General features: G+C 72.2%; 21 protein-coding genes. 12 read left to right on the top strand and 9 right to left on the bottom strand.

Annotated elements, in window-relative coordinates:
• The 7 genes from CSIV_RS02535 to CSIV_RS02505 all read right to left on the bottom strand — a co-directional run.
• Positions 1-255: hypothetical protein (locus tag CSIV_RS02535; RefSeq protein ID WP_139340580.1), on the bottom strand; the 255-nt coding region annotated here is incomplete at its 3' end.
• Positions 255-599, bottom strand: coding sequence for a DUF6507 family protein (locus CSIV_RS02530; protein ID WP_077049835.1), 345 nt, complete (start codon positions 597-599; stop codon positions 255-257). The genes CSIV_RS02530 and CSIV_RS02535, both read right to left, overlap by 1 nt.
• A 96-nt stretch (positions 600-695) precedes the next feature.
• Complete coding sequence (locus CSIV_RS02525; protein ID WP_076493299.1) at positions 696-1,007, bottom strand: pore-forming ESAT-6 family protein; 312 nt, start codon at positions 1,005-1,007, stop codon at positions 696-698.
• 20 nt (positions 1,008-1,027) lie between these two features.
• Complete coding sequence (locus tag CSIV_RS02520; RefSeq protein WP_077049834.1) at positions 1,028-1,360, bottom strand: hypothetical protein; 333 nt, start codon at positions 1,358-1,360, stop codon at positions 1,028-1,030.
• Between the two features lie 122 nt (positions 1,361-1,482).
• Entirely contained in the window at positions 1,483-2,055 is a 573-nt protein-coding gene (locus CSIV_RS02515; RefSeq protein ID WP_077049833.1) for an HhH-GPD-type base excision DNA repair protein, read from the bottom strand.
• Positions 2,056-2,074: 19 nt separating this feature from the next.
• Complete coding sequence (locus tag CSIV_RS02510; protein WP_077049832.1) at positions 2,075-2,356, bottom strand: hypothetical protein; 282 nt, start codon at positions 2,354-2,356, stop codon at positions 2,075-2,077.
• Between the two features lie 190 nt (positions 2,357-2,546).
• On the bottom strand, positions 2,547-3,869 hold the full coding sequence (locus tag CSIV_RS02505; protein WP_077049831.1) for a glutamyl-tRNA reductase: 1,323 nt from the start codon (positions 3,867-3,869) through the stop codon (positions 2,547-2,549).
• Positions 3,870-3,969: 100 nt separating this feature from the next.
• Here CSIV_RS02505 and hemE point away from each other — a divergent pair, with 100 nt between their 5' ends.
• From hemE to cofD, 12 genes are all read left to right on the top strand, one after another.
• Complete coding sequence (hemE, locus tag CSIV_RS02500) at positions 3,970-5,007, top strand: uroporphyrinogen decarboxylase (protein WP_083734953.1); 1,038 nt, start codon at positions 3,970-3,972, stop codon at positions 5,005-5,007.
• Positions 5,004-6,509 (top strand): protoporphyrinogen oxidase, encoded by a 1,506-nt coding sequence (hemG, locus tag CSIV_RS02495; protein WP_077049829.1) that lies wholly within the window; start codon positions 5,004-5,006, stop codon positions 6,507-6,509. Before hemE ends, hemG begins: the two co-directional genes overlap by 4 nt.
• Positions 6,510-6,626: 117 nt before the next feature.
• Positions 6,627-7,028, top strand: coding sequence for a hypothetical protein (locus tag CSIV_RS02490; RefSeq protein ID WP_077049828.1), 402 nt, complete (start codon positions 6,627-6,629; stop codon positions 7,026-7,028).
• Between the two features lie 3 nt (positions 7,029-7,031).
• Positions 7,032-7,442: a phage holin family protein gene (locus CSIV_RS02485; protein WP_077049827.1), complete on the top strand. Its 411-nt coding sequence runs from the start codon at positions 7,032-7,034 to the stop codon at positions 7,440-7,442.
• On the top strand, positions 7,432-7,710 hold the full coding sequence (locus tag CSIV_RS02480; RefSeq protein ID WP_077049826.1) for a hypothetical protein: 279 nt from the start codon (positions 7,432-7,434) through the stop codon (positions 7,708-7,710). The genes CSIV_RS02485 and CSIV_RS02480 overlap by 11 nt, the downstream gene beginning before the upstream one ends.
• Positions 7,711-8,018: 308 nt before the next feature.
• Positions 8,019-8,690, top strand: coding sequence for a hydrogen peroxide-dependent heme synthase (hemQ, locus tag CSIV_RS02475; RefSeq protein WP_077049825.1), 672 nt, complete (start codon positions 8,019-8,021; stop codon positions 8,688-8,690).
• Positions 8,687-9,685, top strand: a complete 999-nt coding sequence (gene hemC, locus CSIV_RS02470) for a hydroxymethylbilane synthase (RefSeq protein WP_077049824.1) — start codon at positions 8,687-8,689, stop codon at positions 9,683-9,685. The genes hemQ and hemC overlap by 4 nt, the downstream gene beginning before the upstream one ends.
• On the top strand, positions 9,682-10,485 hold the full coding sequence (locus CSIV_RS02465; protein ID WP_077049823.1) for a uroporphyrinogen-III synthase: 804 nt from the start codon (positions 9,682-9,684) through the stop codon (positions 10,483-10,485). Before hemC ends, CSIV_RS02465 begins: the two co-directional genes overlap by 4 nt.
• Positions 10,482-11,465 carry a porphobilinogen synthase gene (gene hemB / locus CSIV_RS02460; protein WP_077049822.1) on the top strand — a complete coding sequence of 328 codons (984 nt, stop codon included), beginning with the start codon at positions 10,482-10,484 and terminating at the stop codon, positions 11,463-11,465. Before CSIV_RS02465 ends, hemB begins: the two co-directional genes overlap by 4 nt.
• A 140-nt stretch (positions 11,466-11,605) precedes the next feature.
• Complete coding sequence (gene hemL / locus CSIV_RS02455) at positions 11,606-12,946, top strand: glutamate-1-semialdehyde 2,1-aminomutase (RefSeq protein WP_077049821.1); 1,341 nt, start codon at positions 11,606-11,608, stop codon at positions 12,944-12,946.
• 263 nt (positions 12,947-13,209) lie between these two features.
• Entirely contained in the window at positions 13,210-13,686 is a 477-nt protein-coding gene (locus CSIV_RS02450; protein ID WP_077049820.1) for a DUF2231 domain-containing protein, read from the top strand.
• 38 nt (positions 13,687-13,724) lie between these two features.
• Complete coding sequence (cofD, locus tag CSIV_RS02445) at positions 13,725-14,690, top strand: 2-phospho-L-lactate transferase (protein ID WP_077049819.1); 966 nt, start codon at positions 13,725-13,727, stop codon at positions 14,688-14,690.
• Between the two features lie 58 nt (positions 14,691-14,748).
• On the opposite strand, the gene CSIV_RS02440 is transcribed toward cofD, so the two are convergent.
• Both CSIV_RS02440 and CSIV_RS02435 read right to left on the bottom strand, forming a co-directional pair.
• Positions 14,749-15,816: a CU044_5270 family protein gene (locus tag CSIV_RS02440; RefSeq protein WP_077049818.1), complete on the bottom strand. Its 1,068-nt coding sequence runs from the start codon at positions 15,814-15,816 to the stop codon at positions 14,749-14,751.
• Complete coding sequence (locus tag CSIV_RS02435) at positions 15,809-16,390, bottom strand: RNA polymerase sigma factor (protein ID WP_238592325.1); 582 nt, start codon at positions 16,388-16,390, stop codon at positions 15,809-15,811. The genes CSIV_RS02440 and CSIV_RS02435 overlap by 8 nt, the downstream gene beginning before the upstream one ends.
• Positions 16,391-16,397 lie beyond the last annotated feature (7 nt).

The raw sequence follows: 16,397 nt of genomic DNA, 5'->3' as shown, positions 1-16,397 counted from the left end.
GAGGGCTGCCGACACCTCGGCCAGGTTGTCGCTGACCTGGGTCGCCTGCGAACTGACCGGGGCCATCAGTCCCAGCAGGGTGGGCGATTCCGGAGCCTCGTAGACCCCGGCCATGCCCTGCCACTTGAAGTGGACGTTCGATCCGTGCTCGGACACCTGACCCGAGATCGTCCCGATCGTGCGGGCGTTCTCCTCGATGAGCTCCGGCTTGATCTCGTCACCCGGGATCTCACCGACCTTGATAGCGTCCGGCATCACATCACCCCGTGCGGCAGAGAGGGCGGATACACGGCGGAGACGGCCGCGGTCTGCGCGTTCGCCGCCATCTCCATGTCGCCCGCGACGTAGGCTTCGGTGGCGCTGACGACGCCCTGCGCCGCCGCGCCGATGCGGGCACTCATGCCCTGGATGCGGGGGCCTTCCTCCTGCTGGAAGTAGGCCTGCACGGCTTCCGAGATCGCGCCGGAGTTGGTCGCCGTCACGGCCCCCTCGAGCGCAGGACTCAACGAGTTCAGCGCGGTGCCGAGGGCCTCGGCATCCACGTTGACGTCCTGCAGCACGGCTACGACGCCCGATGGCTGAATGCTCCAGCTCGTCATCGCCCGTCCCCCTTCATGTCGTCAGACCCGCGCGGCCCCGCGCGCGAGCGCCACCGATGCCGGGTGCAGAGCGCACCCGGCATCCAGCGGCGATCGTCAGCCGATCGACTCCACCGCCGCGCGAGCCTTGCTCAGCGCGGTCTGGGCGGACTCGTCGTTGCGCTCCAGCGACGAGCGGAGCGTCTGGATGATGCCGCGCACCTCGGCGGCGGCGTTCTTCCAGCGGGTCTCCTTGCCGCGGTAGTCCTCGGACACGCCGTCGGCGGAGTAGTCCGCCATCGCGGCCTGGACGTCGCGGTCGCGCTGGTCGATCAACGACTCGAGCTGCGCGGCGACGCGGTTGAAGTTGTCCTGAGCGTTCTGCGAGGCCGCGATCGAGTAGTCGCGACGGTCTCCCTGGTTCACCATGAGTCAGTCCCTTCCTGATCTCAGCGGCCGCCGAAGCGGGCGGCGTCGAACGACGATCCGGCTTCAAGGCTCGTGGTCTGGTCGACCATGGACGACTCGCCCTCCTGGAAGGAGCGGTCCATGCCCGAGATTCCGCCGAGCACGCCGTCGAGGGCCAGCTTCAACTCGGAGGAGATCGCGTCGGTGCGCGACTTGAAACGGTCGAACGCGGCACGTCCCGCGCCCTGGAACTGTCCCTCGAGCGGCTCGGCCGCCTCGAGCAGCTGGCGAACCAGCAGCGACAGCTCATCACTTGACCCCGAGGTGGCCTTACCCAGCACACCCAGAGTGTCCGAACCCATTGCGAACTTCACGAGAGCCCACCCTTCGATCGCGAATAAACCTGCAACGAACTTTGAAACCCTAACCACGGGGCAGCCGTCGCGGAACGAAGATGAGAGAACTCTCCTTTTTCTCTCACATGGTGTAGGAGGGGTCAGGAGCCCGCTTTGGCCGCGGCTTTCGCCGCGCGCTTGTGCTCGCGGACCTTCGCCAGCGAGTCGGGGCTCGTGATGTCGGCGACCGACCGGAACGACCCGTCCTCGCCGTACGGTGCCGACGCCGCACGCCATCCCGCCCCGTCGTAGCCGTACTGCTTGCCGAGCAGTGCGAGGAAGATCTTCGCCTTCTGCTCGCCGAAGCCCGGGAGCGCCTTGAGCCGCTTCAGCACCGTCGCACCGTCGGGGTCGTCGCGGGTCCACAGCTCTGCGGCATCCCCGCCCCAGTCCTCCTCGATCGCGGTGCACAGCGACTGCACGCGCTTCGCCATGGACCCGGGGAAGCGGTGCACCGCCGGGGACTGGGAGAACGCCGCTGCGAACGCCTCGGGGTCCTCGTGCGCCAGGGTCTCGGCATCCACTGATCCGATCCGCTCCCGGATCTTCAGCGGCCCCGCGAAAGCCGTCTCCATCGCGACCTGCTGGTCGAGCAGCATGCCGATCAGCAGCGCGAGGGGATTCGTCGACAGCAGCTCGTCGGCGGCCGGGTCGTCGGTGATGTGCAGGCTCATCCGTCCATTCTCGCGCGGGTCACGCGCGCGGAGCGATCCACTTCTCGGCGAACGACACCGCGGCGAGATAGTGCAGATCGTCGGTCACCTCGGTGAGCTGCCGCTCGAAGTCCTCGACGCTACCGGGCTTCAGACGCGTCACGACCGACCCGTCGACCCTCCGGATCACGACCTCGCTCGTCGACGGCGCATCCGAACGCGAGTCGAGCAGGCCCATCACGATGGTGGCCGCCCAACGCAGGCCGTTGCGGGGGCGATCCTCGCCGGCGACGCGGTACACCTCGGATGCGGGAGTGCTCATGCGCACATACTGCCCGACCGTCGAGTCCTGCGCCGTCGGTTCGCCCCGCGGGGTGGGGCGTCTGTGCCGCGGGGTGGTGCGCCTGTGCCGCGTCGGCGGGAGGGGATTCGGCGGAGGGAGGACGGATGCCGGGGCGCGGGTCCTCCGCTCGCGGAATCGCCTCCGCTCGCGCGGGGTCAGCTGCGCGGGCTCAGCCGGCGTCGGCGATGCGGGACGCGGGCGTCTCCGGCGCGACCTCGATGCCGAACAGCGCCGACAGGGCCGAGACGTATTCGTCGCCGCGACCGGACTCCGCCAGCTCGTGCGCGCGGGTCGTGGGGGTATGCAGGAGCACGCCGACGAGGTGGCGCAGAGCCTGCTCGGTCTGCCCGCCCTCGTCGCCGCGGGCGCGCACGCGCTCCACCTCGGCGTCGAGGACGCCGAACACGTGGGCGCGCAGCGCGACGACGGCGGGGGTGATGTTCTTGCGCTCCCCGACCGAGGCGAACCGGCGGGCGGCGTCGCGGACCAGGTCGCGCGCGGCATCCGTCGCCTGGAGCTCCTCCAGCGGGGCGTGGAGGCGGATGGTCTCGAGGTCGAGCAGGTCGACGCCGGGAACGGTGGCGACGTCGGGATCGACGTTGCGGGGAAGGCCGAGGTCGATGACGAGGCGACGGCCGGAGTGGTCGACGGGGCAGCCGACGGACGCCGGGGCGGCGGCTTCAGCGGCCGTGCGACCCGCCGCGAACGTCGCGGCGCTCACCACGTGGGTCTCGCTCGTGGTGCACGTGATCACGAGGTCGGCATGGGCCACGGCGGCGGGGAAGGTCTCGGCGGACACGGCCCGCAGCCCGTGCTTGGCGGCGAACTTCGCGGCGCGCCCCGAGGGGGAGTGGACCGAGATGTCCTCGGCGCCCTGATCGCGCAGGGCCGCGACCGTCGCGGCCGCGTAGGCGCCCGTGCCCACCAGCAGCACGCGCTGCGTCGACCAGTCGGCGATGCGGCTGTCGGCCAGCTCGAGGCCGAGGCGCACGAGCGAGCGGCCGGCGCGGCCGATGGCGGTGGAGTTCTTGACGCCGCGCTGCGCCTCGGACGCGCGCTGGAACAGGCGCTCGAGCTCTCCGGACGTGGTGCCGAGCTGCCGGGATTCGGTGAGCGCGCGGCGCACCTGTCCGGCGATCTCGCCCTCGCCGACGACGACGGATTCGAGACCGGATGCCACCGAGAACAGGTGTTCGGCGACGTCGCCGCCGCCCAGCACGGTGTACGAGCCTTCGAGCTCGCTCGCGGGCACGCCGGTGGCCGCCTCGATGGCGCTCAGCGTGGCTTCCACGCCCACCGCGACGGCGGCCGTGACGGGCTCGTCCATGTCGACGTAGGCCTCGAAGCGGTTGCAGGTGGCCACGACGACCGCTCCCTGCACGCATTCGTCGTGCGCGGCGATCAGGGGGGCGACGGGGGTGGTGGGTACGCTGAGCCGCTCGAGGAGGTCGAAGGACGCGGTCTTGTGACTCGCGCTCACGCAGAGCAGCACGGAGAGATTCTACGCCCGACCCTCTCCGAGTATTCCGAGTCGCCTCTCGACGTCGAGGCATCCCCCTCTCTCCCAGAAGGCGAATGGGAGGATGGATGCCATGGCCTCTCCCGATGCTCCCCTTCTCCGCGCCCTCCGTGGCGACCGCCCCGAGCGGCAGCCGGTGTGGTTCATGCGGCAGGCGGGGCGCTCGCTGCCGGAGTACCGCGAACTGCGCGTGGGCACCCGCATGCTCGACGCGTGCCTGACGCCCGACCTTGCCGCCGAGGTCACGCTCCAGCCCATCCGTCGACACGGCGTGGATGCCGCGATCTTCTTCAGCGACATCGTCGTGCCGCTGCGGCTCGCCGGGGTCGCGGTCGAGATCGAGCCGGGCCGCGGACCGGTGTTCGCCGAGCCGGTGCGCACCGCCGACGACGTCGCGCGGGTCACCTCGATCGATCCCGCCGGGGTGGCCGCCGCCGCCGAGCCGATCCGCGAGGCCGTGCGGCTGGTCACCGCCGAACTCGACGACGCGGTGCCGCTGATCGGCTTCGCCGGAGCCCCGTTCACCCTCGCCGCCTACCTCGTCGAGGGCGGTCCGTCGAAGGAGCACCTCCGGGCCCGCGGAATGATGCACGCCGACCCCGAGTCGTGGCACCGCCTCGCGGGCTGGCTCGCCGAGGTGTCGCGTGCGTTCCTCGCCGCGCAGATCGACGGGGGCGCGCAGGCCGTGCAGCTCTTCGACTCGTGGGCCGGTTCGCTCTCGCGCGCGGCGTTCCTGGAGTACGTCGCCCCCCACTCGCGGACGGCCCTCGAGGGCGTCGACGTCCCTCGCATCCACTTCGGTGTCGGTACCGGCCCGTTCCTCGCCGACATGCGCCTCGGCGGGATCGCCGACGCGGTCGGCGTGGACTGGCGGATGCCGCTGGACGAAGCGGCCGCGATCGTCGGCCCCGACACCACGCTGCAGGGGAACATCGACCCGGCCCTCCTCGGCGCGCCCTGGCCGGTGCTCGCCGCGCACGTCGACGACGTGCTCTCCCGCGGACGCGCCGCGCGCGCCCACGTGCTGAACCTCGGCCACGGCGTGCCTCCCGACACCGACCCGACGGTGCTCACGCGCATCGTCGCCCGCGCGCACGGGGAGGGGGAATGAGCGATCCGCTCGAACGCCTCGCCGAGCACGCGCACGAGAGTCGTATCGTCGTCGTCGGCGGTGGCGTCTCGGGGCTCGTCGCGGCGCTGGAGTGCGCCAAGGTCGGCATCCGAGTGACCGTGCTCGAAGCCTCGGATGCCTTCGGGGGCGTCGTGCGCTCCGCGGAGGTCGGCGGGCTCAGGCTCGACGTCGGCGCGGAGAGCTTCGCGACGCGGGGCGGGATCGTCCGCGGGCTGCTCGCAGAGCTCGGCCTCGCCGACCAGGTCGTGGCCCCGAACGCCGCGGGAGCGTGGGTGGCGGGCGTGCCCGGCGTCGGGGCCGCCCCGTTGCCGAAGGGCGGGGTGCTCGGCATCCCGGACAATCCGTGGGCTCCGGACGTGCGGCGGGTCATCGGCTGGGCGGGTGCCTGGCGGGCGTACGTCGACCGGCTCCGGCCGCCGCTGACGATCGGCCACCAGCACAGCCTTGGCGCCCTGGTGCGCTCGCGGATGGGTGCGCGCGTGCTCGACCGCCTCGTCGCTCCCGTCACGAGCGGCGTCTACTCCGCACGACCGGACGACGTCGACGTCGACCTCGCCGCACCGGGCCTGAACGCCGCGCTGACGCGGACGGGTTCGCTGAGCGGCGCCGTCGCTGAACTGCGCGCGTCGCGCGCGACTCCCGCACCGGCGGACGCTCCGGCATCCGATGTTCCGGTCGTCTCCGGTGCCGCTCCCCGCACCCCGGCGCCCGGCGGCGCGGTCGAGGGGATCATCGGCGGGATGTCGCGGCTCGTCGACGCGCTCGTCGCGCGTCTCGGCGACCTCGGTGCGGAACTGCGCACCGGTGTCTCGGTCGAAGGCCTCTCCCGCGAGGGGAACGGCTGGGACGTCCGCACCGACGGCGACGGCCTCCACGCGGACGCCGTCATCGTGGCCCTGCCCGAAGGGGCGGCCCGCGACCTGCTGGCTCCGGTCGTTCCGAACCTCGACCGCACCGATCCGATCGCGCCCGTCGTCGAGGTCGTGACGCTCGTCGTGCACGCACCCGCCCTGGACGCGGCGCCGCGCGGGACCGGCGTCCTGACCGTCCCGGGCAGCCACGTCGCGAAGGCGCTGACGCACTCGACCGCCAAGTGGGATTGGGTCCGGGATGCCACCGAGCCCGGCATCCATGTCATCCGGGTCTCGTTCGGAGCTCAGGGTGAAGAGCCCGCGACGGCGACGCTCGACGACGGTGCCGCGGCGGCCCTCGCGCTGTCGGAAGCGGCGGCTCTGCTCGGGGTCGTGCTCGCCCCGTCCGCGCTGCGCGCCGCCCACCGCGTGCGCTACGTGCAGTCCCAGCCCGGAGCAGCGATCGGACGCGCCGCGCAGACCGCCGCCGCGCGCGCCGCGGTCCACGCCGTTCCGGGGCTCGGGGCCACGGGCGCATGGTTGTCGGGAACAGGGCTGGCGCAGGTGATTCCCGACGCCCGGGCCGAGGCCGACCGGGTGCGCAGCGCCGCCCTGTGGCGTCGCGGCTGAGTCGCTCGGACCCGGATCGTCGGCGCCGAGCGCGATCCTGTCAAGGGTGGATGCCGGAACAGGAATACATCGCTATCGTGAGATCCGACCAGCACTGATCGAGCGTGAGGAGACCCCATGAGGGGCAAAGCAGCACTCGTCGTCGGACTCGTGGCGGGCTACGTGCTCGGAGCACGCGCGGGCCGCGAACGGTACGAGCAGATCAAGGCGCAGGCCGAGAAGGTCTGGGACCAGCCCGTCGTCCAGGGGCAGGTCGAGAAGGTGAAGGCGTTCGGTGTGTCCGCTCTGAAGTCCGTACCCGGCGTGGTGTGGAAGGGCGCGAAGTCGGTCACCGGCGCCGCATCGCAGTCGGGCACGGTCTCCGAGCGCGCCGAGCGCGCCGGCCGTGCTGCGAAGGCCTCGGCGCACGAGGTCGCCGACGCCGTCGAGGATTCCGTCGATGACGCCGAGCACGCCGAGAAGCGCGCCACCGCACGGGCCAAGGCGAACAAGAGCAGCTCCACGTCGTCGGAGAGCTGACGCATGACCACTCCCCGCGGTTTCCGTGACCGCGCTGATGACAGCCTGTTCACCCTCCTGGGTGACATCCCCGAGCTCGTCCGCAACCTCGTCATCGCCGAGATCAACGGCGCTAAGGCGTGGGCGGCGAAGACCGCCAAGGATGCCGGAATCGGCGCGGGCTGGTTCGTCGGCGCCCTGATCGTCGTCTTCTGGGCCGTCCCGGTGTTCTTCGCGTTCGTCATCGCCGGGCTGTCGTCGTGGTGGCCCGTGTGGCTGTCGGCGCTGGTCGTCTTCGGGGTCATGATCGTGATCACCGCGATCCTGGCGCTGCTGGGCTACCTGCGTTTCAAAAAGCTCTCGGGCCGCGAGAACCCCGGGCAGGCCATCGCCCAGGACGTCCGCATCGTGAAGGAGGCCGGCGATGAGTATTGATCGTCCCGTTCCCGTGCCGAAGACCGCCGTGCCGCTCGGCATCGCCGATCCCGTCGAGCAGGCCCGCGCCGAGCTGAAGGCGGCGCTGGCCGCGATCGAGGTCAAGGCCAACGTCCCGCGTCGGCTGAGCGACGCCGTCGACGTGCGCGTCGCCGAAGTGCGAGAGTCCGCGCGGCGCAACCCCGCTGCGGCGGCCGCCGCGGTCGCCGGTGTCGCCGCCGTCGTGGGGCTCACGGTGTGGGCCCTGGTCCGCGCCTACACGCGCTGACCTCCACGTCCGTCGCGGCGTCGCCGTCCCGGCATCCCATTCCTCGAACGCCCGCGTTCCGAGCACGCGCTCGGGCCGCGGGCGTTCGTCGTGCCGGGTCGGTGCCGCGTCCGCGTGCTGCAGTGGGCAGCCAGTTCACGTGATCTGGCCGAACGTACGGCTTGTGCGCCGTCACGACATGCGCGCTCGACCAGTTCACGTGATCTGGCGCACCCGCACCCGCACCCGCACACCGCCGGACGCCGCCGGTGATTCGGCGGCGAGTCAACCGGTTTGGAGGGGCGCGCCGGGAGGGCGAGACTTGACGCATGGCCCACGATGACTCCTCCTCCATCTACACCCTGTGGGCGGTCCTCCGCCGCGATCCCGAGAACCCCGTCACCGAGGCCGATGCCACCGAGCTCTCCGACCTCGTCGATCTGATCGAGGCGGACGGCGTGACCGTCCGCGGGTTCTACGACGTGAGCGGACTGCGCGCCGACGCCGACCTCATGGTCTGGCTGCACGGCGCCGACCCCCAGGCCCTGCAGCGCGACCTGCGGCGCCTGCGCCGCACCGAGCTGCTGAAGAACCTGCTCCCGACGTGGAACGCCATGGGCGTGCACCGGGATGCCGAGTTCAACCGGTCGCACGTGCCCGGCTTCCTTCGCGGCATCGACGCGAAGGACTGGCTCTGCCTGTACCCGTTCGTCCGCAGCTACGAGTGGTACCTGCTGCCCGAGGCCGAGCGCCGCGAGATGCTCATCGAGCACGGGAAGAAGGGCTCGGAGTACAAGGGCGTGATCGCCAACACCGTGGCATCCTTCGCTCTGGGCGACTACGAGTGGCTGCTCCCGATGGAGGCGGACGACCTCACCGACCTCGTCGACATGATGCGCGACCTCCGCTACACCGAGGCGCGTCGCCACGTCCGCGAAGAGGTGCCCTTCTACACCGGGCGTCTCGTCACCCTCGACGAGATCCCCGAGATCCTCCAGTGAGCGCCGCTCTGCGCCTGGGCACGCGGCGCAGCGCGCTGGCGATGGCGCAGTCGCAGATGGTCGCCGATGCGGTGGCCGCGGCATCCGGTCGTCCGGTCGAGCTCGTGCCGATCGTGTCCGAGGGCGACGTCAACCGCGCGTCGCTGTCGCAGCTCGGCGGTCGCGGCGTGTTCGCCAACGGTCTGCGCGAGGCGCTGGCGGCCGACCGCTGCGACTTCCTCGTGCATTCGCTCAAGGACCTGCCCACGGTGCAGCCCGACGGTCTCGTGATCGCCGCGACACCGTCCCGCGAGGACGCCCGCGACGTCGTCGTCACGCGCGACGGCACCGCCCTCTCGGCCCTCCCCGCCGGGGCGCGCGTCGGCACCGGGTCGCCGCGTCGCATCGCCCAGGTCCTGCGGAAGAACCCGGGCCTGGACGTCCGCGACATCCGGGGCAACGTCGACTCGCGTCTCGCGCGCGTCCGCGACGGAGACCTGGATGCCGTGATCCTCGCCGCCGCGGGCATCGCGCGCCTCGGCGGCGACCTGGGCGGCCTGGAGGCCGAGTACCTGGGACTCGCGGAGTGGCCCACGGCCCCGGGTCAGGGGTCGCTCGCGATCGAGACGCGCGCTGACATCGACCCCGCGATCCTCGCGGCTCTCGTCACGCTCGACGACGTCGACACCCGCGTCGCGATCACGGCGGAGCGCACGGTCCTCTCCGTCCTGGATGCCGGATGCCACGCCCCCGTCGCCACGCACGCCGCCCTCCACGGCGGTGACCTGCGCCTGCGGGCCATCGTGTACGCGCTCGACGGCTCGCATCGGATCGGTATCGATCGGACCGTGCGCGTGGAGCCGGGGTATGGTGGGGAACCTGGCAGTGGCAACGGTGCGAATGCTGCCGACGACGGGGGACCCATCGCGCGTGCGACGCGTGCGGGCCAAGAAGCCGCGCGTCGGTTGCTCGAACGCGGGGCGGCCGACCTGGTACCACGAGAGTCGACCACATGAATGAAGGCCATCGGCACACGCCGACCCCAGAGAAGCCGCTCGCCGGCCGGCGCGTCCTCGTGCCCCGCGGCGGCCCGTGGGGCGACGGTGTCGCCGCGAGCCTTCGTCAGCGCGGAGCCGTCCCGGTCATCGCGCCGCTGATCAACTTCGCCCCCACGAACGACCAGGCGACCCTCGAGCAGGCGCTCGCCGACCTCGCCGCCGGCGCGTTCGACTGGCTCACCCTCACGAGCGCGACCACCGTCGACGTGCTCTACGCCTACCGTGCCGTGATCCCGGCGACGACGAAGGTCGCCGCCGTCGGTGAGACCACGGCGGCGGCGATGCAGGCCGTCGGCTACCGCGTCGACCTCGTGCCCGAGCGCGACAACTCCGCGCAGGGCATGGCCGAGCAGATGATCGACCTCGAGTCCGAGCCGCGCAGCGTCCTCACCCTGCGCAGCGAGATCGCCAAGCCCGTGCTGACCCGGCTGCTCATCGAGGCCGGGCACCACGTGCGCAGCGTCGTGGCGTATCGCACCGTCGGCGTCCCGGTCACCGAGAAGATCGCCACCGACGTCCACTCCGGTCGCATCAACGCCATCCTGATCACGAGCGGTTCGGTCGCCGAACAGGTCGTGGAGCAGTTCCCCGAGATCCCGGCATCCACCGTCATCGCCGCGATCGGTCCGCGCACGGCGAAGGATGCCAAGCGTGCGGGACTCACCGTCGACGTCGTCGCCGAACGGCAGACCGTCGACTCCCTGATCGACGCCGTCGCCCGCTTCACCCTCCCCCCGGAGTCCGAGACCCCCGCATGAGCTTCCCCGAGTACCGCCCGCGGCGCCTGCGCCGCACCCCCGCCATCCGACGCCTCGCCCGCGAGACGCATCTCGTGCCGTCGCAGTTGGTTCTGCCGCTGTTCGTCCGCGAGGGCATCAGCGAGCAGGTTCCCATCGGTTCGATGCCGGGCGTCGTGCAGCACTCGCTCGACTCGGTGCGGCGGGTCGTCGCCGAGGCCGCGGCGGCCCGCATCGGCGGTGTCATGCTCTTCGGCGTCCCCGAGCACCGCGACGCGGTCGGGTCCGGCGCCGACGACCCGAACGGCATCCTGAACGTCGCGACCGAGACGGTGATCTCCGAGGTCGGCGACGCCCTGGTCGTGCAGACCGATCTGTGCCTCGACGAGTTCACCGACCATGGGCACTGCGGCGTGCTGAGCGCCGACGGCACCGTCGACAACGACGCGACCCTCGAGCGGTACACCGCGATGGGTCTCGCGCAGGCACGGGCGGGCTCGGCGATGCTGGGCCTCTCCGGGATGATGGACGGCCAGGTCGGCGCGGTGCGTCAGGCGCTGGATGCCGAGGGTTTCACCGACACGCTGATCCTGGCGTACTCCGCGAAGTACGCGGGGGCGTTCTACGGTCCGTTCCGCGAGGCCGTGGACTCGCAGCTGAAGGGCGACCGCCGCTCGTACCAGCTCGACCCCGGCAACGGACGCGAGGGCGTGCGCGAAGCGCTGCTCGATGTCGAGGAGGGCGCCGACGTCGTGATGGTCAAGCCGGCGCTGCCGTACCTCGACGTGCTCGCCGACGTCCGCGCGGCCGTCGACGTGCCGGTGTGGGCGTACCAGGTGTCGGGCGAGTACGCGATGGTTGAGGCTGCCGCGGCCCACGGTTGGATCGACCGCCGCGGAGCCGTGCTCGAGAGCCTGCTCGGCATCCGTCGCGCCGGCGCCGATGCGATCCTGACGTACTGGGCCCTCGAGGCCGCGCACTGGCTGCGCGCCGACCTGTAACCCCGCGTTCCGCCCGCGTGGTTGCTGTGCGCCCGCGCGTCCCGCGCGGTGGCGTGAGTCGCCAGAATTTGTCGCTTCGGCCGCCCTGTTGGCGACAAATCTTGGCGACTCGCGCACGTAGGGACGGGAGAATGGAAGACATGACTGACCTCAACGAACGGTGGTTCGCGCGCGCGAAGGACGTCATTCCGGGCGGCGTGAACTCCCCCGTCCGGGCGTACGGATCCGTCGGCGGGACGCCGCGGTTCGTGCAGTCCGCCGCGGGCGCCCGGATCACGGATGCCACGGGCCGCGAATACGTCGACCTCGTCGCCTCGTGGGGCCCGGCGCTCCTCGGCCACGCGCACCCCGAGGTGGTCGGGGCCGTGCAGTCGGCGGCATCCAGGGGGCTGTCCTTCGGCGCGCCGACCGGAGCCGAGGTGGAGCTCGCCGACCTGATCGCCCACCGCGTGCGCGTCGGGGATCTGGCGCCCGTCGAGAAGGTGCGCCTCGTGTCGACGGGCACCGAGGCGACGATGACGGCGATCCGTCTCGCGCGCGGCGCGACCGGCCGCGACCTGCTGATCAAGTTCGCCGGCCACTACCACGGGCACTCCGACGGGCTGCTGGCGGCCGCCGGGTCGGGCGTCGCGACGCTCGCGCTCCCCGGCTCCGCCGGTGTGCCGGCGCCGATCGCCGCGCAGACGCTCGTGCTGCCCTACAACGACCTCGACGCGGTGCGCGAGGCGTTCGCGGTGCACGGCGAGAACATCGCCGCGATCATCGTCGAGGCGGCATCCGCGAACATGGGTGTCGTCCCGCCGCTGCCCGGCTTCAACGCGGCCCTCGCCGACATCGCGCACAGTCACGGCGCGCTGCTCATCATGGACGAGGTGCTCACCGGATTCCGCGTGCATCCCGCCGGATTCTGGGGCCTGCAGGCTTCCCACGGAGAGACGTACCTGCCCGACATCCTCACGTTCGGCAAGGTCGTCGGCGGAGGGATGCCACTCGCCGCCCTCGGTGGCCGCGCCGACGTCATGGACCAGCTCGCGCCCCTCGGCCCGGTGTACCAGGCGGGCACGCTGTCGGGGAACCCGCTGTCGGTCGCCGCGGGCCTGGCGACGCTGCGGCTCGCGACGCCCGAGGTGTACGCCGCGGTCGACGCGTCGGCATCCCGCATCGCCGATGCCCTCGACGACGCCCTGACCGCAGAGGGCGTCGTGCACGCCGTTCCGCGTGCCGGTTCCCTGTTCGGCGTCGCGTTCCTCCCCGAGGTGCCGCGCGACTACGCCACGGCGCTGACGCAGCAGTCGTGGCGCTACGCCCCCTTCTTCCACGCGATGCTGGATGCCGGTATCTCGCTGCCGCCGAGCGTGTTCGAGGCGTGGTTCCTCACCGCCGCCCACGACGACTCCGCGCTCGAGCGCGTGCTCGAGGCGCTGCCCGGCGCCGCGCGTGCCGCGGCCGGGGCGGCGGACCCGACGCTGCTCGCGCAGTAGGCGGGGCGGGCGGGGCCGTTCGCGCTGTTGCGGGGCGCGGCGTCGGGGCTGCGTGTGCCGGGGCGGCGGCCCCTGGTGCAGCCCTGCATAAACACGATCGGCGCGCAGAAACGCGGTGTGCACCTGTTTATGCGCGTGGATCGCGTTTATGCAGGCAGAATCGCCGCGCACCGTGCCGCATGCGCGCCGCCGGATTCTGCCACGGAGGAAGGGCAGCATGGCCTGCCTGGACCCGGATGCCGCGGATGTGCTGTGATCGGCGCATGTGGCAGTTCGCGGGCCTCCCGCTTCACCCCCTCCTCGTCCACGGCGTCGTCGTGCTGCTGCCCCTCGCGGCGCTCATGCTCATCGTCGGCAGCGTCTGGCCGGCGGCGCGTCGGCGGCTCGGCATCCTGACCCCGATCGTCGCGATCGTCGGCGGCGGGTTCGCGCTGCTGGCGAAGGAGGCGGGCGAGGCGCTTGAACGGCAGGTGCCGGAAACAGCGCTCGTCGAGGCGCACACCGAGATGGGCAACGGTCCCGTGATCTGGGCGTTCTTCCTGATCGTGGTCGCTGTCGGGCAGTGGGCGTGGTTCTGGTGGCGCGCTCGGCGCGCTGACCGCCCCATCGGCGGTGCGCGGATCATCACGGCCGTCATCGCCGTCGTCGCCGTCGCGGTGGCGATCGGCACGACCGTCGACCTCGTGCTCGTGGGCGACAGCGGTGCCCGCGCGGTGTGGTCCGCACTCGGCGGCGCCTGACGCATCGCGCCGCCCCGCCGCGGTGGAAGACTGGACGGATGCCGAATCCTCAGCCCCGCGTCGTCGTGCTCGCCGGCGGTGTCGGCGGATCGAAGTTCACCCTCGGCGTCCGCGCCGCTCTGCGGCGGCTCGGGGCGCCCGAGGCGACCGTCGTCGTCAACACCGGCGACGACCTGTGGCTCTCGGGCGTGAGGCTCCAGCCCGACGTCGACTCGATCACGTACGCGCTCGCCGGAGTCAATGACACCGTTCGCGGCTGGGGTCGCGCGGGCGACACCGAGCGGGTGAACGAAGAGCTGCAGGCGTGGGGCGCCGGGTGGCCGTGGTTCACGCTCGGCGACCTCGACCTCGGGACGCACCTCGCGCGCACCGGATGGCTGCGCGAGGGCCTCACCCCGACCGAGGTCCTCGCTCGGATGGCGCAGCGGTGGCCGCTCGGCATCCATCTGCTTCCGATGACCGACAGCGAGGTCGACACGCACGTGCACGTCGAGGACGGGCGGCGTCTGCACTTCCAGGAGTGGTGGACGCGCTACCGCGCCGCTCTGACTCCGACGCGGTTCGAGAACCCCGGAATCGTGGATGCCAGCCCCGCCCCGGGCGTCGTCGAGGCGATCGCGCAGGCCGACGTGGTGCTGCTGGCCCCGTCGAACCCGGTCGTGTCGATCGGCCCGATCCTCGCGGTTCCCGGCATCCGGGAGGCGCTTCGTGCGACCTCGGCGCGGGTGGTCGGTGTGTCACCGATCATCGGTGGCCGGGTCGTGCGCGGGATGGCCGACGTGTGCCTGACGGCGATCGGCGTCGAGACGTCTGCCGCGGCCGTCGCCCGGCACTACGGCGCGCGGTCGGCCGAGGGTCTGCTGGACGCCTGGCTGCTCGCCGAGGAGGATGCCGCCGCGGCTCCCGAGGTGGAGTCGGCGGGGATCCGCGCGGTGGTCGCGCCGCTGTGGATGCGCGACGAGGAGGCGTCGGCGGCGATCGCCGAGGTGGCGCTGGGGGCGTAGGCGGACACGGTCACGCTCCGCGTCGGCGGAAGCACGAGGTCGGCGGGGCCGCACCCGGTCACGCCGCGCACAGCGAGGTTCCCTCGGGTACGGCGTCCACGACCGTCGTCGTCACCGACGTCGAGCCGATGGCGGTGCCGGCCGGCATGTCGGCGCTGGGGCGCAGCAGTACCTCGCGCTCACCGATGAAGGCACCGGTCGTGGGGTCGATGATGATGTCCTGGCGGAAGCCGTTGTTCTCCTCGTCGCGGCCGATCGCCGTGCCCGTGCGGCCGTTCAGCGTGGCCTGCTCCTCCGTGATGGTGACGCCGGGGATCAACGCCGCCGTGTCGTAGAACAGCGAGCGGATGTCGGCAGACAGAGTGCCCGAGCGCAGGCGGTCGGCGATCCACACGAGCGCCTCGCCATCGCGGGACGGGCCGGCGTTGCCGTTCTGGCGGTAGATCTCCTGCAGCAGTTGGGCGGGGTCGCGGGGGAGGGCCGCTGCCTGGGCGTCGTCGAGCATTCCGAGGGCGTACCCGCTCTCGGTAGCGCCTCCCGGGAACACCTGGCGCATGTCCGAACCGAGGATTCCCTGCTCTGCCGCGAACGTCTCGGAGCGCGGACCGAAGGTCTGGACCGGGATGCGAGCGCATCTGACCTCGATCCAGTCACCGGCACGGTCGGACGGCACCCAGACGGCGCCCACCTGGCTTTCCAGGTACGACGTCACGTCCTCCGCGATCACATTGCCATCGCGTTCCCGCCGGGCCACTTCGGCGTCGGCTTCGGTCGTGCCGGTCGCCCCGTACACGGCATCCGTCCGCACCTGCAGGTACTGGCCCGGGCCCACGACCGGGTCGGTCACGGTGCGCGCCGCCGTCGCGGCGGAGGTCAGCACCGCCGCGGCGGCCGGATCGGCGCTGCCGGGAGTGCCGGGGAGGCCGGCGACGACGAGGGCACCCGCGAGGCCGCAGGTCGCCGCGGCCGCCGAGCCGATCCAGATCCACGAACGCCGCGTGCGAGCCGGGCGGGCGGGAGGTGTCTCGATGGCGCGCAGCAGGGCGGCGCGGCCCCGCACGACGTCGGCCGGGGACCGGTCGGGCACGTCCTCGCGGAGGCGGGTGAGGAGGGCGAGGTCATCCATGCGAGGTCTCTCTTTCTCGGCGCGGGGCCGGGTGGACGTGCGGGGCGAGAGCCGCGCGCACTCTGCGTCGTGCACGGCTGAGGCGGGAGCGGACGGTCCCCAGCGGGATGCCGAGGGCCTCGGCGATCCCCGCGTAGTCGAGGTCGCCGAACGTGTGGAGGAGCAGCACGTCGCGGTCGCCACGTGAGAGGTCGGCGAGTGCGGTGCCCAGCGGAGTCGCGAGGCCGTCGGCATCCAGGCGCTCGTCGGCGTCGGCGATGTCGTCGATGTCGATGCGTGCGAGGTCGGCGGCCTGCATGCCGCGCCAGGCTCGCGCCTCGAGGCGCGTGTGCTTCTGCATCAGCACCGTGGCGATGCCGAGGAGCCACGGGCGTGCGTCGACGCCCCCGAGGAACGACGAACGGCGGGAGAACGCGACGAGGAACGTCTCGGAGGTGATGTCCTCCGCGTGCGCGGAGCCGAGGCGGCGACTGGCGTAGCGGTGGACGATGCGTTCGTGGCGGTCGTAGAGCTCGGCGAACGCCGCCCTGTGGGTCAAGGACCGGACGATGATGTCGCCGTCGTTCGTGCTCACACTGGGT

The sequence above is a fragment of the Microbacterium sp. CSI-V genome, assembly GCF_001984105.1.
Taxonomy (GTDB): Bacteria; Actinomycetota; Actinomycetes; order Actinomycetales; family Microbacteriaceae; genus Microbacterium.
This window is presented reverse-complemented; position numbering and strand designations above follow the sequence as displayed.